Source organism: Pseudomonas sp. LBUM1658 (genome assembly GCF_059716055.1).
On the sequence record NZ_CP166798.1, the window covers coordinates 4,213,593 to 4,229,911 of the forward strand.

Annotated in this window: 17 protein-coding genes and 1 pseudogene; 12 read left to right on the forward strand and 6 right to left on the reverse strand. The window is 59.8% G+C overall.

What is annotated here, in order from left to right; all coding sequences use genetic code 11:
• Positions 1 to 206: 206 nt before the first annotated feature.
• Positions 207 to 917, forward strand: a complete 711-nt coding sequence (locus tag ACA064_RS19280) for a histidine phosphatase family protein (RefSeq protein WP_497669543.1) — start codon at positions 207 to 209, stop codon at positions 915 to 917.
• 51 nt (positions 918 to 968) lie between these two features.
• A complete protein-coding gene (locus ACA064_RS19285; RefSeq protein WP_497669544.1) occupies positions 969 to 1,283 on the forward strand; it encodes an SCP2 sterol-binding domain-containing protein in 315 nt (104 codons plus the stop codon).
• 96 nt (positions 1,284 to 1,379) lie between these two features.
• On the opposite strand, the gene ACA064_RS19290 is transcribed toward ACA064_RS19285, so the two are convergent.
• The 4 genes and pseudogenes from ACA064_RS19290 to tssB form a co-directional block, all read right to left on the reverse strand.
• On the reverse strand, positions 1,380 to 2,519 hold the full coding sequence (locus ACA064_RS19290) for an OmpA family protein (protein ID WP_497669545.1): 1,140 nt from the start codon (positions 2,517 to 2,519) through the stop codon (positions 1,380 to 1,382).
• A gap of 24 nt (positions 2,520 to 2,543) precedes the next feature.
• On the reverse strand, positions 2,544 to 2,984 hold the full coding sequence (gene tssE, locus ACA064_RS19295; RefSeq protein ID WP_497669546.1) for a type VI secretion system baseplate subunit TssE: 441 nt from the start codon (positions 2,982 to 2,984) through the stop codon (positions 2,544 to 2,546).
• Between the two features lie 40 nt (positions 2,985 to 3,024).
• A pseudogene (locus ACA064_RS19300) lies at positions 3,025 to 3,504 on the reverse strand (type VI secretion system contractile sheath domain-containing protein); the annotation flags it as partial.
• Between the two features lie 34 nt (positions 3,505 to 3,538).
• Positions 3,539 to 4,039: a type VI secretion system contractile sheath small subunit gene (tssB, locus tag ACA064_RS19305; protein WP_497674284.1), complete on the reverse strand. Its 501-nt coding sequence runs from the start codon at positions 4,037 to 4,039 to the stop codon at positions 3,539 to 3,541.
• A 593-nt stretch (positions 4,040 to 4,632) separates the two neighbouring features.
• On the opposite strand from tssB, the gene ACA064_RS19310 reads away from it, so the two are divergent.
• Both ACA064_RS19310 and ACA064_RS19315 read left to right on the forward strand, forming a co-directional pair.
• The gene (locus ACA064_RS19310; protein WP_497669547.1) at positions 4,633 to 6,480 is read left to right on the forward strand and encodes an amidohydrolase; all 1,848 of its coding nucleotides are present in this window, start codon (positions 4,633 to 4,635) and stop codon (positions 6,478 to 6,480) included.
• A 92-nt stretch (positions 6,481 to 6,572) separates the two neighbouring features.
• Positions 6,573 to 7,436, forward strand: coding sequence for a LysR family transcriptional regulator (locus ACA064_RS19315; protein ID WP_497669548.1), 864 nt, complete (start codon positions 6,573 to 6,575; stop codon positions 7,434 to 7,436).
• Positions 7,437 to 7,599: 163 nt separating this feature from the next.
• Here ACA064_RS19315 and ccoN read toward each other — a convergent pair whose 3' ends face one another.
• The gene (ccoN, locus tag ACA064_RS19320; protein WP_497669549.1) at positions 7,600 to 9,036 is read right to left on the reverse strand and encodes a cytochrome-c oxidase, cbb3-type subunit I; all 1,437 of its coding nucleotides are present in this window, start codon (positions 9,034 to 9,036) and stop codon (positions 7,600 to 7,602) included.
• A gap of 364 nt (positions 9,037 to 9,400) precedes the next feature.
• Between ccoN and ACA064_RS19325 the strand changes: the two genes are divergently transcribed.
• Together ACA064_RS19325 and ACA064_RS19330 are read left to right on the forward strand one after the other, a co-directional pair.
• Positions 9,401 to 9,670, forward strand: a complete 270-nt coding sequence (locus ACA064_RS19325) for a PepSY domain-containing protein (protein WP_497669550.1) — start codon at positions 9,401 to 9,403, stop codon at positions 9,668 to 9,670.
• Between the two features lies 1 nt (position 9,671).
• On the forward strand, positions 9,672 to 10,211 hold the full coding sequence (locus ACA064_RS19330) for a cytochrome b/b6 domain-containing protein (protein WP_497669551.1): 540 nt from the start codon (positions 9,672 to 9,674) through the stop codon (positions 10,209 to 10,211).
• Between the two features lie 59 nt (positions 10,212 to 10,270).
• Here ACA064_RS19330 and ACA064_RS19335 read toward each other — a convergent pair whose 3' ends face one another.
• Positions 10,271 to 10,669, reverse strand: a complete 399-nt coding sequence (locus tag ACA064_RS19335) for a DUF488 domain-containing protein (protein WP_497669552.1) — start codon at positions 10,667 to 10,669, stop codon at positions 10,271 to 10,273.
• Positions 10,670 to 10,832: 163 nt separating this feature from the next.
• Between ACA064_RS19335 and ACA064_RS19340 the strand changes: the two genes are divergently transcribed.
• The 6 genes from ACA064_RS19340 to ACA064_RS19365 all read left to right on the forward strand — a co-directional run bounded on the left by ACA064_RS19340 (position 10,833) and on the right by ACA064_RS19365 (position 16,313).
• Positions 10,833 to 11,603 (forward strand): FadR/GntR family transcriptional regulator, encoded by a 771-nt coding sequence (locus ACA064_RS19340; RefSeq protein WP_497669553.1) that lies wholly within the window; start codon positions 10,833 to 10,835, stop codon positions 11,601 to 11,603.
• Positions 11,604 to 11,701: 98 nt separating this feature from the next.
• Entirely contained in the window at positions 11,702 to 12,904 is a 1,203-nt protein-coding gene (locus ACA064_RS19345) for an ABC transporter substrate-binding protein (RefSeq protein WP_497669554.1), read from the forward strand.
• Positions 12,905 to 12,986: 82 nt separating this feature from the next.
• A complete protein-coding gene (locus ACA064_RS19350; RefSeq protein WP_497669555.1) occupies positions 12,987 to 13,847 on the forward strand; it encodes a branched-chain amino acid ABC transporter permease in 861 nt (286 codons plus the stop codon).
• Positions 13,848 to 13,849: 2 nt separating this feature from the next.
• The gene (locus ACA064_RS19355; protein ID WP_497669556.1) at positions 13,850 to 14,860 is read left to right on the forward strand and encodes a branched-chain amino acid ABC transporter permease; all 1,011 of its coding nucleotides are present in this window, start codon (positions 13,850 to 13,852) and stop codon (positions 14,858 to 14,860) included.
• Positions 14,857 to 15,618 carry an ABC transporter ATP-binding protein gene (locus ACA064_RS19360; RefSeq protein ID WP_497669557.1) on the forward strand — a complete coding sequence of 254 codons (762 nt, stop codon included), beginning with the start codon at positions 14,857 to 14,859 and terminating at the stop codon, positions 15,616 to 15,618. The genes ACA064_RS19355 and ACA064_RS19360 overlap by 4 nt, the downstream gene beginning before the upstream one ends.
• Positions 15,618 to 16,313: an ABC transporter ATP-binding protein gene (locus ACA064_RS19365; RefSeq protein ID WP_150644600.1), complete on the forward strand. Its 696-nt coding sequence runs from the start codon at positions 15,618 to 15,620 to the stop codon at positions 16,311 to 16,313. Before ACA064_RS19360 ends, ACA064_RS19365 begins: the two co-directional genes overlap by 1 nt.
• The last annotated feature ends 6 nt before the right edge of the window (positions 16,314 to 16,319 follow it).

Below are 16,319 nucleotides of genomic sequence, written 5' to 3' on the forward strand. Positions count from 1 at the left end.
AGGGACTCCTTAAATACTGTGCGCCGCTGGACAATCGGTCGCGGGATACCTCAAGCATACTCATGCGCCCGCCTCGCGGCCAGCCGTGAAACCTGCTGTTACCGGCCTCTAACGAACATTTCAAACAAGCGTATGTTTTTTCATTGACAGCCCACCGCCATCCTCATAACCTCGCAAAACTTACAACGCACCGGGATGACGCGCACGTGGGCAGCATCTACTTGATTCGACATGGCCAAGCCTCCTTTGGTGCAGACGACTATGACGTACTGTCGCCGACCGGTGTGCGCCAGGCACAACTGCTCGGCAGCCACCTGGCCGAACTGGGCCTGAGCTTCGATCGCTGCCTGTCGGGCGACTTGCGCCGGCAACAGCACACGGCTAACTCGGCACTTGAACAATTCAGCGCGGTCGGCATGCCTGTGCCGCCCCTGGAAATCGATTCTGCTTTCAACGAATTCGATGCCGACGCGATCATCCGTGCCCTGCTTCCCGGCCTGCTGACGGAAGAACCCGAAGCGCTGAACATCCTGCGCAATGCCACGCAAAATCGCGCAGAGTTTCAGCGCATCTTCGCCTTGATCATCGAGCGCTGGCTCAGTGGCACCTACGACACGCCAGGGCTGGAAAGCTGGCTGGGGTTTGTCGGTCGTGTCCAGGCCGGTTTGCAGCGTATCCTCGAGCAAGCGGACAACACCCAGAAAATCGCCGTGTTCACTTCCGGCGGGACCATCACTGCCCTGCTCCACCTGATTACTCAAATGCCCGCCGCACAGGCCTTTGAACTGAACTGGCAAATCGTCAACACCTCGCTCAACCTGCTCAAGTTTCGCGGTCGCGAGGTTGCCCTGGCTTCCTTCAACAGTCATGCACATCTGCAGCTGCTGAAGACCCCGGAACTCATCACCTTCCGTTGAGTACCGGGCAATTGACCCTTGTTGTAACAACCCCATAAAAAGGATCGAACCATGACCTCCGTAGCTGACGCCGTACAAGCAATGAAAGCCAAGTTCAACCCAGCCGCTGCCGCGGGCCTGGACCTGGTATTCGGTTTTCGCATCGACGAAGAACAGAACTTCTCGCTGGTCGTCAAAGACGGTACTTGCGAGCTGAAAGAAGGTGAAAACCCTGACGCAGGCGTGACCCTGGTCATGGACAGCGAAACCCTGCAAGGCATCGTCAGCGGCGAAACCGACGGCATGCAGGCGTTCATGGGCGGCAAACTGCGCGCTGAAGGCGACATGATGCTGGCGATGAAGCTGAGCGAATTGTTCCCGGCCTAAGCGCGTAGCTCCCGACTCTCGGGAGCAAGTCTGGCTACAAGCGAATCCCGCCTTTATGGCGGGATTCGTGTTTTCCGCCTCAAGGGTAACCAAAAATTATGTGAACGAGCCCACAGTGGGTTGTCCACAGGCCCCCACTTGCGGCACCAGGCGGATATCGACACGACGGTTGGCCGCTCGCCCGGACTCGGTATCATTGCTGGCGATCGGCTGGCTGGCCGCGACCCCCTGGACAGCAAAGCAACTGTCGGGGATATCGCTCATGCGCTGCATCCAGTCACGCACTGCCAAGGCGCGGGCGCGGGACAGCTGGAGGTTGTGATCGGCGTTGCCAGTGGCATCGGTATGCCCGGCGATGACGATCAGCCAGCCTGGCTGGGCCTTGATGTCGACCAGGGCATTAATCAGCACCTTGGTCGAGCCAGGCTTGAGCTCGGCGCTGCCGGCCTCGAACAGTGACAGACTGTCCAGGCGCACCGGATCGGACAATAAACCATCACTGTCCGGACCTGCCAGCCAGTCCCTGGACCCAAACCAGCCGGCCAAGGTGATAGTAGCCGCCACTGCAAACAACCACAGGGCGATACGACGCCTCTTTGTTTTCAGCTGAGAGGCCGACACTTCGGGCTCATGGGGGGCCGGCAGAATGACCACAGGCATCATGAATGGCGGTTCAGGCACCCTCATCGACTGCCGCTGCGTTTCACCCGAAGAGATGTTTCGTTCCAGGCGTTGCATCAGGCTGCCGACCTGCTGACGCAGAGCCTGCAGCGTGACCAGAGGGACCTGCACCTGGCGATCCAACCGCTCGTTCAAACGCGCCAACTCGGTGTCCAGATGGACCAGCGCTGGCAGACTCTGCGCAGTCAACTCCAGGCTGCGCAGCAACGGCTGCAGTTGAGCGAACAACCAGGCCAGGATATCCAGGCGCACTGACGGCGCAGTGGGCCATAAGTTCGGCCATTCGCAGACAAGCGTCTCTATCAGCGCCACCCCCTGCACCATGCCATCCAAACCATGGCGTTGGCTGCGAGCCAGCGCGAAGGAGGTCAGGGTTTGCAATTCCGCCCCGTTCCTCTGGAATAACGTCAGGCACAGCTGTTCCACCTTGAACCAGTCCACGTCCGGACACGCCGGGTGGCTCAGTTTGGCCAGTTCATCGTGCAGTGCCATAAACTCGGCGAAGCCACGCGGATCACCGCCAACTCGAATACGCATTTCAAACAACGCCGTCATCCAGCATCCTTTCCGTTAGAGGTTTCACGACTTCGACAGGTAGTTCTGCCGCTTCAGGTGGCGCACCAGCACTTTGCCCTCGGGCGCAAGGGTAGTGCCGAAGGTCACCCGCTTGCCCCCGTTCAGTTGCATGTCGAGGGCGTACTCCAGATGACCCGCTTGAGCCTGCGGCAGTAGTTCGATGTTCACCGCCACCAGACGCGGCTCGTACTTGAGCAAGGTGTCGGCCATGGTGCCTATCAGCCCATGCGCCGTAGCGGGTAGTCCCTGCAGGATCAGGCCCATATCCGGCAGACCGTAGTCCGGCAGATGGCTGAGCGTCCCAGCCCGGCTGTTGAGGATGCGTTGCAGGTTGTCCAGTACCGACAGGGTGTGCTGGTCCTCTTCGCCGACTCGATACAGGTCCAGCTCGCCGTCGAAATTCTGCAGGAGCATTTCGTAGAGCGAAGGATTGAGTTCGGTCATTGCTCACTCCTTCGCCAGAGGTCGCAGGGTCAGCCGGTTACAGGCCGCTCTGGGCGATCTCCGGTGCATCTTCGAAATCTTGTACCAAGTGATCCTTACTGACATCCAACAGTTCGATACGTACGTTCTGGCGAAAATCAGTCTGATCGATCAGCGATTTCACGCCGCGCCAGGTCGACTCGACTCGCTGGAAATCAGGGTGGTGCATCACCGCATCAAGTTGGCGACTGATCTGCGCATCCAACGACGCAATGTGCTCATCCAGCAGCGTTTTATCCAGACGTTCGACTTTCTGCGACGATTGTTTGAGCAAGTTCAAGAACACGCTGACTGCGGCGCTAACCCGTTCATCGGCGGAAGCCTCGGACAATGCCTCAGCGTTCTGAAAAGCTTCGATACCTCCCAGTTCTGCAACCGGGCTGAGGTTGATCTTGCTGAACAAGGCGCCATATACGCTTTGATTTTCTTCAGTCAATACTGCGGCGCCGCGCGATTGCACGCCAGAATGTTCTACGGACATTATGGGAACTTCCTTTTAAACGAACCTAGGTGAATTAACGATCTTCCTGTGAAGCCAGGGCGGCCAATTCCGCTCGCAGTTCGTCACTCAGTGCATCATCCTTGAGGATGCGTTCCAGTTCGTGACGGAAGGTCGCGTTATCCAACAAGTTCGACTTGAGGTCGCGCAGCAGGTTGCGCATGGCCAACAGGGCACGTAGTTGCGGTATTTGCCGCGCCACCTGCTCTGGCTCGAAATCCTTCATATTTTGGAAACTCAACTCGACAGATGTGTCGGTGTCATTAACCAGGGTATTTTCCACCGCCAGTTTCAGCCTCGGAGAAAACTCGGCCAAAACGCTGTCGAAGTTATAATTATTAACATCGACTTTGCTTCTTTCGGACAACGAACGCTGTTCCTTGCCGTTACTGTAATCCCCCATCACCATCAACTTCAGCGGTAACTCGACCTTTTTCTGCGCACCGCCGGTATGCAAATCGAGCTTGATATTGACCCGAGCCTTAGGCACTTCATTTTGAAAACTGCTTGTAGCCATAACTCCTCCAGACACTTGCGCAACAGCAAATGCCATCACGACAATCAAGTAAGACTGGAATTCACACCTTTAGCCGACCCAATACAAAAACTTGCCAGCCACAGCACATAAATTCCATTTTAAACATACGGGCAAAGCACTTGCGATACGCACACCGATCTCCTCCCTACAACGACAATGAACTATCTCACGCGGCCAATCCATCCCTTGAAGCACCATTAGGAAACTTCCGAAGCTTATTCAGAAACTGCCTACAATCGATTGCAGGAAAGTCGCTGTAAAAATAACCAACTGCTTCAGTTGGCACACCTTCATGGCGGGATTGGTATTTTCCGGATACAGGTATTTGCGCACCCCGGACCATGGGGTGCGGATTTGCGGTCTATATTTCTCTGCGGCGCTTCTGCCTGCACACTTGTGTGCCGTCCGGCAGGTGAACGCCAGTTCATTGGGCCAGCACCTGTCACGGGGAGAACAACAGCATGAGTCCAGCCGACGAGCACGACGGTTTCAATCGCCGTCGTGTCCTGCAAGGCCTTTCAGCAGGCGCACTCGGCGCCTGGATCAGTCCTTTAATCGCAGGGAGCAGTACCATGTCCAGCGCCCCGGCCGATCTGATTCTGTACAACGGTCGCTTGCACACCGTCGACCGTGACAAACCTCAGGCCACTGCCGTCGCGATCAAGGACGGTTTGTTCATTGCCGTCGGCAGCGACGCCGAGGCCATGGCCCTGCGCGGCGCGGCCACCCAGGTCATCGACCTGCAACGACGCACGGTGATTCCCGGGCTCAATGATTCGCACCTGCACCTGATCCGCGGCGGTCTCAACTACAACCTGGAACTGCGCTGGGAAGGCGTGCCTTCACTGGTCGACGCCTTGCGCATGCTCAAGGACCAGGCCGATCGCACCCCCGCGCCGCAATGGGTCCGGGTGGTCGGTGGCTGGAACGAATTCCAGTTCGCCGAACGGCGACTGCCGACCCTTGAAGAACTGAACAAAGCCGCGCCGGACACTCCGGTTTTCGTCCTGCACCTCTACGACCGCGCCCTGCTCAACCGCGCGGCGTTGAAGGTGGTCGGCTACACCCGCGACACCCCGAACCCGCCGGGTGGCGAGATCCAGCGCGATGCCAATGGCAACCCCACCGGCATGCTGATTGCGCGGCCCAACGCGATGATCCTCTACTCGACCCTGGCCAAAGGGCCGAAACTGCCGCTGGAATACCAGGTCAACTCGACCCGCCAGTTCATGCGCGAACTCAATCGCCTCGGCGTGACCAGCGCCATCGATGCTGGCGGTGGCTATCAGAATTACCCCGACGACTACCAGGTCATCCGGCAACTGGCCCGCGACCAGCAACTCACGGTGCGTATCGCCTACAACCTGTTCACCCAGAAACCCAAGGAAGAGCTGAGCGATTTCAAGAACTGGACCAGCACCTCGAAGTACGGCCAGGGCGATGACTTCCTGCGGCATAACGGTGCCGGGGAAATGCTGGTGTTCTCGGCGGCCGACTTCGAAGACTTCCTCGAACCGCGCCCGGACCTGCCGCAGACCATGGAGCAGGAACTGGAGCCGGTGGTTCGGCATCTGGTGGAACAACGCTGGCCGTTCCGCCTGCACGCCACCTACAACGAATCGATCACGCGAATGCTCGACGTCTTCGAAAAGGTCAATCGCGACATTCCGTTCAATGGTCTGCCGTGGTTCTTCGACCATGCCGAGACCATCACCCCGCAGAATATCGAGCGGGTCCGCGCCCTCGGCGGCGGCATTGCCATCCAGGATCGCATGGCCTTCCAGGGCGAATATTTCGTCGAGCGCTACGGCGCCAAAGCTGCCGAGCACACACCGCCGATCCAGCGCATGCTCGCCGAAGGCCTCCCGGTGGGTGCCGGCACCGATGCCACCCGGGTGTCCAGCTACAACCCCTGGACCTCTCTGTACTGGCTGGTCAGCGGACGCACCGTCGGTGGCCTGGAGTTGTACCCGCAGGGCCTGAGTCGCGACACCGCACTGGAACTGTTCACCCACGGCAGCGCCTGGTTTTCCTCCGAACAGGGCAAAAAAGGTCAGATCAAGGTCGGCCAGTTGGCGGACCTGGTGGCGCTGTCCGCGGACTACTTCAGCGTCGACGACGAAGCCATCAAATGGATCGAATCAGTGCTGACGGTGGTCGATGGCAAGGTAGTCCACGGCACCCTGGAGTTCGACAAGCTTGCTCCACCCGCCGTGCCGGTGATGCCGGACTGGTCGCCGGTGCTCAAGGTCCCGGGCCACTGGAAGCCGACTGCGCCGCTGACCGCGCAGGTTCACCACTGCGTCGGCCCGTGCGCGGTGCATGCCCACCGTCATGAGAGCGCGCGTTTGTCGTCAGTGCCAACCAGCGACTTCCAGGGATTCTGGGGGGCGTTTGGCTGTTCGTGTTTTGCCTTTTGATTTGAGTTCCGGCGTCGACTGCTTCAGGCCATCCGACCCATCGAAATGGCGCTTGCTTTACACTGCAAGCCACTTTCAATACCGGGATGCCCATGGACATCGATCTAGCCCGCACCTTCCTGGAGATCGTTCGCCACGGAAGCCTGGCCTCGGCGGCCGAGAAGTTGCACGTCACCCAGACCGCCATCACCGCACGGGTGCAGAAACTCGAGAGCCAACTCTCCAGCACCTTGTTCGTGCGCAATCGCGCCGGTGCCAGGCTGACCCCGGATGGCGAAGCCTTCGTGGTCTATGCCAACCAACTGGTGCAGACCTGGGAAGCGGCCCGCCGCGATCTGCCATTGCCTGACGGTTACCGTAACGTGCTGCATATAGGCGGTGAGGTCAGCCTCTGCAACCCGTTGATGCTCAGCTGGGCTCGCGAGTTGCGCGAAAAAATTCCCAGCCATGCCTTGCGCACGGAAATTCGCGATGGCGAAAACCTCTTGCGCCAGCTTGAACTGGGGGTACTGGACGCGGCGCTGGTCTATCAACCGGAATATTGGCCACGCCTGCAAGTCGAGCAGTTGCTGGAAGAAAAGCTGATTCAGGTGCGCCTGGTCGCCAACCCCGAGCCCTATATCTATATCGATTGGGGCAAAGACTTTCGCCGGCAACACGACGCAGCGTTGCCGGACAAGGCAAAGGCCGCCCTCAGCTTCAACCTCGGGCCACTGGCGTTGCAATACATCCTCGAAAACGGCGGTTCAGGTTATTTCCGAACCCGAGTGGTGCAAAGCTACCTGCACAGCGGCGTACTGGAACGGGTGCCCAAAGCACCGGAGTTCAGTTACCCGACTTACCTGGTCTATTCCCGGGATCGCGATTCGACCACCTTGCAGCTGGCGTTCGAGCTGCTCAGAGCAGTGGTCAAGGCCGACAGTGACTGGTCGCAACGTTGGGATCCGCTGATTTGATCGAAACACTTTCAGCGCTGCCCATATCGCCAAGATCGCAGCCTGCGGCAGCTCCTACGCCGACCTCGTACATCCGCCATTTCGCGGGTGTAGGCAAATCCCCCTCGTAGGAGCTGCCGCAGGCTGCGATCTTTTGATCTTCGCACACACATGCCCCCGGACATCAGGCCATTGCCGCAATAGGCGCCGAGACCAGTCGTTCCCCTGCCCTCACCGTGCGCCAGGTGTTGTACGCCATCAGCAGCATGCCGCTGGCGAATGTCGCGCCGCCGATCAGGCGCACGATGTAACCCGGATGACTGGCTTGCAGCGCTTCGACGAAGGAATAGGTCAGCGTGCCGTCGTCGTTGATCGCCCGCCACATCAACCCCTGGGTGATGCCGTTGACCCACATCGAGGCGATGTACAACACCGTGCCGATGGTCGCCAGCCAGAAGTGCACATTGATCAGCCCGATGCTGTGCATCTGCTCGCGGCCATAGAGTTTCGGGATCATGTGATAGAGCGTGCCGATGCTGATCATCGCCACCCAGCCGAGGGCACCGGCATGCACATGGCCAATGGTCCAGTCGGTGTAGTGGGACAGTGCGTTGACCGTCTTGATCGCCATCATTGGCCCTTCGAAAGTCGACATGCCGTAGAACGCCAGCGACACCACGAGGAACCTGAGGATCGGGTCGGTGCGCAATTTATGCCAGGCACCGGACAGGGTCATCATGCCGTTGATCATCCCGCCCCAGCTCGGCGCCAGCAGGATCATCGACATGGCCATGCCCAGCGACTGGGCCCAGTCCGGCAATGCGGTGTAGTGCAGATGGTGCGGGCCGGCCCAGATATACAGGGTGATGATCGCCCAGAAGTGGATGATCGACAGGCGATAGGAGTAGATCGGCCGTTCGGCCTGCTTCGGCACGAAGTAATACATCATTCCCAGAAAACCCACCGAGAGAATGAAGCCCACCACACTGTGGCCGTACCACCACTGAATCATTGCGTCGGTGGCCCCGGAATAGCTGGAGTAGGACTTCATCAGGCTGACGGGAATCGAGATATGGTTGATCACATGAACCATGCCCGTGACCACAATGAACGCACCGTAAAACCAGTTACCGACATAGATATGTTTGACCGTGCGCCGCGCTATGGTGCCGAAGAACAGACAAGCATAAGCCACCCAGACCACTGTCACCGCCAGGGCGATCGGCCACTCCATTTCGGCGTATTCCTTGGACGTGGTATAGCCCAGCGGATAGCTGATCACCAGCGCCACAATAATCGCCTGCCAACCCCAGAATACGAAGTTGGCCAGGCGCTCGGAGATCAGCCGCACGCGACTGGTGCGTTGCACCACATAAAACGAAGTGGCGAACAACGCACCGCCACCAAAGGCGAAGATCACCAGGTTGGTATGGATCGGTCGCAAGCGGCCAAAAGAGGTCCAGGCCAGTCCGAAGTTCAGCTCCGGCCAGACCAGTTGGGCGGCAAGAAATACCCCCATGCCCATGCCAGCGATGCCCCAGAAAAGCGTCATCAACGTGAAGCGTCTGACGATCTCATAGTTGTAGGTGGTGTTACTGTCGGAAAGTATTGCACTGGCCATAATCATTCCATCACACAAGAAGTCGCTGACAGGTCCGTGCAGCAGAATTCCGCTCTCCAGTTAAATGGATAAGCAAGCGTCAGATGCCGATAAAGAAGGTCGGTCAGTAAGACCGGGAAAGTGCTGCAGGACGAAGCAGAACCAGTGTGCGGCCTCAGACAACTCACCACAACTTGATAATAATGCTTCTTAAGTTCATTAATATTGCACTCAAGTAACAATAAGAGGCGCCCTTCAAATACGGTGCGAAGTTGCCAACGCTGCAGTGACAGGTCTTGAAAGCCCTACTAAGCTTCAGCGCAGTGGCAAATTGAGTGAGAATCTCTCGCATTGCCAGTGAACAACAACATCCCGAGGAGCCCCCATGCGCACACTTCTTCTGATCTCCCTTCTGGCAATCAGCCCGTTGACTCTGGCCGCCACTGAATGCACCAAGACCGACAAGGCTCAATGGCAGGACCCGGCCAAGTTCCAGGAAGACCTCAAGGCTCAGGGTTATGACATAAAGAAGTTCAAGGTCACCTCCGGCAACTGCTATGAAATCTATGGCTGGAACAAAGCCAAGCAAAAAGTCGAGATCTACTTCGACCCGGTCTCTGGCAAAGTCGTGAAGCAAGAGATCGAAAAGGAATGACATGAACACTGAAACCCTGCGCCTCTGGGACCCACTGGTACGTTTTTGCCACTGGTCCCTGGTGGTCGCCTTCGTTGGCGATTACTTCCTCAATGAGGAAGGTGACGGCTGGCATCGCTGGCTGGGCTATTACGCAGTGGTTGTGGTGCTGGTACGCGTGGTCTGGGGTTTTATCGGCTCGCCGGCGGCGCGCTGGTCAGACTTCTGGCCGACCCCTGCGCGCCTCGTTTGGCATACCCGCACGTTGCTGGGCGGCAAGGACTATCACCGCATGGGGCATTCACCCATCGGTGCGCTGGTGATGGTCCTGATGCTGCTGTTGATGGTCGGCCTCGGCATCACCGGCTTCCTGATGGAAGAAGTGGATTATTTCTGGGGCGAGGACTTGCCACGGGATATCCACGAGCTGATGGCCAACGCCCTGCTCACTATGGTCTGTGTGCATATTGCCGCCGCCGTGGTGGAGAGCCTGCGCTTGCGGGAAAACCTGCCGCTGTCGATGATCACCGGTAACCGACGCAAGCGCTCGGGTCCCGATTAACAACGGCTGGCGATGCCCCCCCTGTGGCGAGGGGTTCTGCATTCACAGAGCTCTCGGCTTCAGTCAAAATCCCCCGCGTAACACACCGGCGAACTCGAATCACCGCTCCGATCCAGTTCGTCTTCCAGCCACTGCGCCAGTACTTGGGCATTGTTGTGTTGCTCGTCCTTTGCCGAGTAAATCAGCGTCAGCGTGCCCGTCCTCGCCTTTTCCAGCAGTTTCCACCAAAGCTCGGGCCGGGCAGTCAGTTCCTGCCGATAGCGGCTGCGAAAGGTCTCGAAGTCCACCTGCGCCTGCTTGAACGCTCGTCGCAGTTCGGTTGACGGTGCAACCTCGCGCAGCCATTCATCCAGCGCCAGCTGGTCCTTGCGGCTGTTGCGGGGCCACAGACGATCGACCAGCACCCGGTAACCATCACTGGCCTCTGCCGGGCTGTAGGCGCGTTTGCATTGAATCATCGAACTGAGTCTCGGGTTGCTGCCAGTCCCGACAGACTAGCCGCTATATCTGTTTACGACCCTTTTCCGCTGAAAGCGACCCCTCCGCCATGCCAGCAGTTGACGTGTCCGACCAAGCCCTATTAAGTGCTATTTATCCGCATTAATAGGATAAATAGAAAACATGCTCAGTCGCCCGCTCCGCCGCAAACGCCAGAAGCTTTCCGACGTGATTGTCGAGTCGGTCAAGCGCTCCATCGTCACCGACGCGCTGCGCCCCGGTGACCGTTTGCCCACCGAGCGCGAGCTGATGGAAAGCTTCCAGTGCTCCAAGGGCTCGGCCCGTGAAGCGCTCAAGGCCCTTGAGGTCGAAGGCCTGGTCAACACCCGCACCGGCCCCAGCGGCGGCGCTTACCTGAATGAAGCCGGGACCGAACCGGCGAGCCGCGCCTTGCGCAACTACCTGCACTTCCAGCACCTGGACGGCGAGCAGGTGTACCAACTGCGCAAGGTCATCGAGGTCGAACTGGCGGTGTCGGTGATCGGCCGCCTCAGCGCGGCTGACTTCAAGGCCCTGCAGGACAACGTCGATTTCTGCAGCGCACCGGAAGACAGCGAAGCCGGCCAGCGCGAACAGCGCCTGGCGGAACTGGAATTCCACAACCTGCTGGCCCGTGCCTGCCCCAATCCGCTGCTGGCTTTCATGGCGCAATTTCTCAATGACCTGCTGCGCGATCTGGTGGTGTTGAAGAAAGCCTACAAACCCAAGCGCAAGCAGTTCGATGCGGCCAACCTCGACTACCACAAGCGCCTGCTCAACGCCTTGCAAGCCGAGGACGAGAACAGCGTGCGGCAATTGATGCATGAACACATGTGCGATGCCGAGCACCACATGAGCGCCCTCGAAGGGGAAGTCACCCGCCACTTTTTGCTGGAGTTCGATCACAGTCACTGACACCCGTCCCGACCTCCAATAAAAGGCCTGCCCACAGGCCGTGATGCGCCGTTTTGCCATTGCCACTCCTACCAATAATTAAACCAGGGAGTTACCCTATGCAGCGTCGTACGTTGTTGAAAGCCAGTCTGACCGTCGCCGGTGCCCTCAGCCTTCCGCTGAGTGTGCGCCACGCTTTTGCCGCCGAGCCGTTCACCTTTTACGGGCTCAAATCGATGTCCGGGGCCTTCGCCAGTTATGGCAAGTTCGCCGACATGGGCTCGCGCCTGGCGATCGAGCAGCATCCGACCTTGCTCGGTCGTCCGTTGAACTACAAGGTGATCGACACCGAAGGCAACGCCGGCAAGGCGGTACGCAAGGTACAGGAGGCGATTGCGCAGGACGGGGCACGGTTCTTCCAGGGCTGTACCTTGTCGTCCTCGGCACTGGCGGTGGCCAAGGAAGTGGGCAAGGTCGGCGGGGTATTCATGACCCCGGTGGGCGCCGATGAAATCACCGGCAAGGATTGCAATGCGGCGACCTTTCGCTGGTCGGTGCCGACCTACGGGGCGATCCGCGAGACCCTGGTGCCGCTGATCAAGCTGCTGCCCGAGGCCAAGCGCTGGTACACCATTACCCCGCAATACGTATTCGGCGAAGCGTTGCTCGAAGGCGCGAAAAAAGTCTGCGCCGAGCATGGCGTCGAACATATCGGTAACAGCTATCACTCACTGCAGGAGCAGGAATTTTCCGGCTACCTGACCAACGCCATCGCCGCCAAGCCGGACGTGCTGGTGCTGCTGAACTTCGGCAGCCAGTCCTCCAACACCCTGCGCCAGGCGGTGAACTTTGGCATCAAGGAACGCATGAAGGTGCTGCTGGTCTGGTCCGCCGGGCTCGATCAGTTCCAGGAACTGGGCAGCGATGTCCTCGAAGGCGTGTACCTCGGTGCGCAGTACTGGCACCAGATCGATACACCACTCAATCGCGAACTGGTGAAGATCACCCAGGCCAAATACGGCATCAATCCCACCTACCCGCTGGCGGCAGATTACATCGGCACCAAGATCATGCTCGACAGCATTATCGCCACCGGCAGCTTCGACGGCCCGACCGTGGCCAAGGCCATGCAGGGTTTAAATTACGAAGGGCCGACCGGCCAGGAATCGATCCGCGCCGGCGATCACCAGGTGATCAAGGATTACTACCTGCTGGTGGGCAAGGCCGCCGCCGACATGCGCGACAAGGATGACCTGGCGCAAGTGGTCAGCTCCGGGCGCTCATTCCCGCCGGCAGATGCGACCGGCTGCGTACTGGGCTAAACCGAGAAACCTTTCTACCGCTTGCCACAGGCAGCGGGCCGAGTGACGTGTTGTCGTTCGGCTCCCTGCAGAGGGTTCCTGCATGCTCAATCTTTACCTGTTCCAGATCCTCAATGGCCTTGGCCTGGGGATGATCTACTTCCTGATCGCGGTCGGCCTGACGATCATTTTCGGCCTGCTGAACTTCGTCAACTTCGCCCACGGCGCGTTTTTCCTGCTCGGCGCCTACATCTGCTACACCGTCGTCAGCCTGAGCGGAAGTTTCTGGCTGGCACTGCTCGTCGCGCCGTTGGTGGTGGCCGCCCTGGCCTGGGCCATCGAGCGATTATTGATCCAGCGGATCTATCACTTGCCCCATACCTTCCAGATTCTGGTGACCCTGGGTATCGCGCTGATTATCCAGGAGGCCAGCGTGCTGATCTGGGGCCCGGTGGGCAAGAGCGTGGCGGTGCCGGAACTGCTGCGCGGCGTGTTGATCATCGGCGACTTCGTGTATCCCTACTACCGCTTGTTCCTGATCGTCTTTTCCGGGCTGATCGGCCTGGCGCTGTGGCTGCTGCTGGAGCGCACCCGCTTTGGCGCGCTGGTGCGGGCCGGCAGTGAAAGCACCGAAACCGTATCGCTGCTGGGCACCAATATCTTCCGGCTGTTCTCCATGACCTTCGCCCTGGGCGTGGCCCTGGCGGGTGTCGCCGGGGTGCTGTTTGCGCCCTTGCGCGGTGCCCAGCCCTTCGTCGGCCCGGAGATTCTCGGGGTGGCGTTCTTGGTGGTAGTGATCGGCGGCATGGGCTCGTTCAGCGGCGCGCTGATCGGCGGTCTGCTGGTCGGGGTGGTGCAAAGCCTGATGACCACAATCTGGCCCCAGGGCGCCAGCCTGATGATCTATGGCGCCATGGCGCTGGTGATTCTGGTGCGTCCTTACGGCCTGTTCGGGAGAGCATGAACATGACTGAGAAAAATCCCCTGCCCTTTGCCAAGACTCAGTCGCGCTACATGCTGCTGTTGGTGATCGGTGTGCTGATCGGCCTGCCGCTGGTGTTGCCGTCGGCGACCCTGGCCACGGAAATCCTGATTTTCGCCATGGCCGCCCTCGCCTGTAACCTGCTGCTGGGTTACACCGGGCTGCTGTCCTTCGGTCAAGGCATTTTCTTCGGTGCCGGCGCCTACTGTGCGGCGCTGCTGATGATCCACCTGCAACTGGGCCTGTTCAGCGCGCTGTTGGGCGCGGCGGCGGCCGGCGGCTTCCTGGCGTTTCTGGTGGGTGCCCTGGCGATTCGTCGCACCGGCATCTATTTCGTCATGCTGACCCTGGCCTTCAGCCAGATGGCCTACTTCATCGCCTACACCCTGAGCGACTGGACCGGCGGCGACAACGGCCTGCTCAACGTGCCGCGCCCGGAAATCCGCATCGGCGAAACAGAGCTGCTGTCGCTCACCGACGCGCGGTCCTTCTACGGCTTCGTCGCGGTGCTGTTCCTGCTGATCTTCATCGCCGCCCGCCGGGTCATTGCCTCGCCGTTCGGCAGCACCTTGATGGCGATCCGCGAGAACGAAACCCGCGCCGCCGCCATCGGCTACGACACCCGGCACTTCAAGATCCTGGTGTTCGTCCTGTCCGGTGCAGTGACCGGTATCGCCGGGGCGCTGTACGCCATGCTGCTGCACTTCGTGCCGCTGTCGAACATCGACCTGGCGATGTCCGAGAACATCCTGATCATGACCATAGTCGGCGGCACCGGATCGCTGTTCGGCTCCTTGCTCGGCGCCGGCTCCATCGTATTGCTCGGTGACTTCCTCTCCGACCTCTGGCCGCGCTGGCTGATGCTGCTGGGGATCATCCTGATCCTGGTGGTGGTATTTATGCGCGGCGGTTTGTGGGGCGGCTTGTCGTCACTGGTGGAACGTTTTCGCGGCAATCGCAAGGCGGCCCTGCAGGCCAAGGAGAAACTGTTATGAGCAGCGCTGAACACTACCTGCTGGAAACCCGCGACCTGGAGCTGGCCTACGGCGCCTTTCATGCGGTCAATGGCGTCAACCTGAAGGTCCAGGCCGGGACTATCCACACCATCATCGGCCCCAACGGCGCCGGCAAGACCAGCCTGTTCCACTGCCTGACCGGCGAGCGCCAGGCCACCGCCGGAGCCATTCACTTCGACGGCAAGAACATCGTGCGCAAACCGACCCACAGCCGGGTCGGCCTGGGCATGGCCCGTTCGTTTCAACTGACCAGCCTGTTCCAGAACCTCAGTGTGCGGGAGAACCTGCGCCTGGCCGCCCAGGGCCGGGATGGCCTCGGCGCGCTGAATTTCTGGAGCCGGGTGGAGAGCCGTCGCCAGCACCTGGAGATGGCCGACCAGGTGCTGGAGCGCCTGAAGCTCACGCCGCGGGCCGACACCCTCGCCGGCGAGCTGTCCCACGGCCAGCAGCGGGTGCTGGAGGTTGGCATGTCGATCTGCTCGCGGCCAAAACTGCTGATGCTCGATGAGCCGACCTCGGGCATGGGCATCGATGACATTCCGATCATGACCCAGCTGATCAGCGACCTGGGCCGTGACCATACGGTGCTGTTGATCGAACACAACATGAGCATCGTCATGTCCATCAGCCAACGCATCACCGTCATGAGCCACGGCCAGATCCTGGTCGAAGGCACACCGGAATTCGTCCGCGCCGATGAGCGCGTGCGTGCCGCCTATCTGGGAGAAGCCGCCTGATGCTGATCGTCGAGAATATCCACTCCTACTACGACAAGAGCCACGTCCTCGAAGGCGTGTCGCTGACCGTCAACCCCGGCGAACTGGTGACCTTGCTCGGACGCAACGGTGCCGGCAAGACCACTACCTTGCGCAGCATCCTCGGGATCATCTGCCCGCGCCAGGGCCAGATCCATTTCAACGGCAAGGCCCTGGTCGGCCAGAAGATCTTCGAGATTGCCCGCCAGGGTCTGGCGCTGGTCCCGGAACATCGAGGGATTTTCCGGTTGCTGACCGTCGAGGAAAACCTGCGCATCGCCGTGCGCAAGACCAGCCGCTGGCAGATGGAAGACGTCTACGGCATGTTCCCCAGGCTCAAGGAGCGCCGCAAGAATGCCGGCCACGCCTTGTCCGGCGGCGAGCAACAGATGCTCGCCATCGCCCGTGCGCTGCTCAATGACCCGAAGCTGCTGATCCTCGACGAGCCCACCGAAGGCCTGGCGCCGGTGATCGTCGACGAGCTGGTGAAGATCCTGCGCAAGATCAAGGAGGACGGCCTGCCGGTGTTGTTGGTGGAGCAGAACCTGATGGTCTGCGACAAGCTCGCCGACCGTCATTACGTGCTCGAACAGGGTCGCGTGGTCTACGAAGGCAGCGCCGCGGCCTTCCGTGCCGACCCGATGATCAAAAACCGTTACCTGGCCCTGAGCGCCTGACCGGAG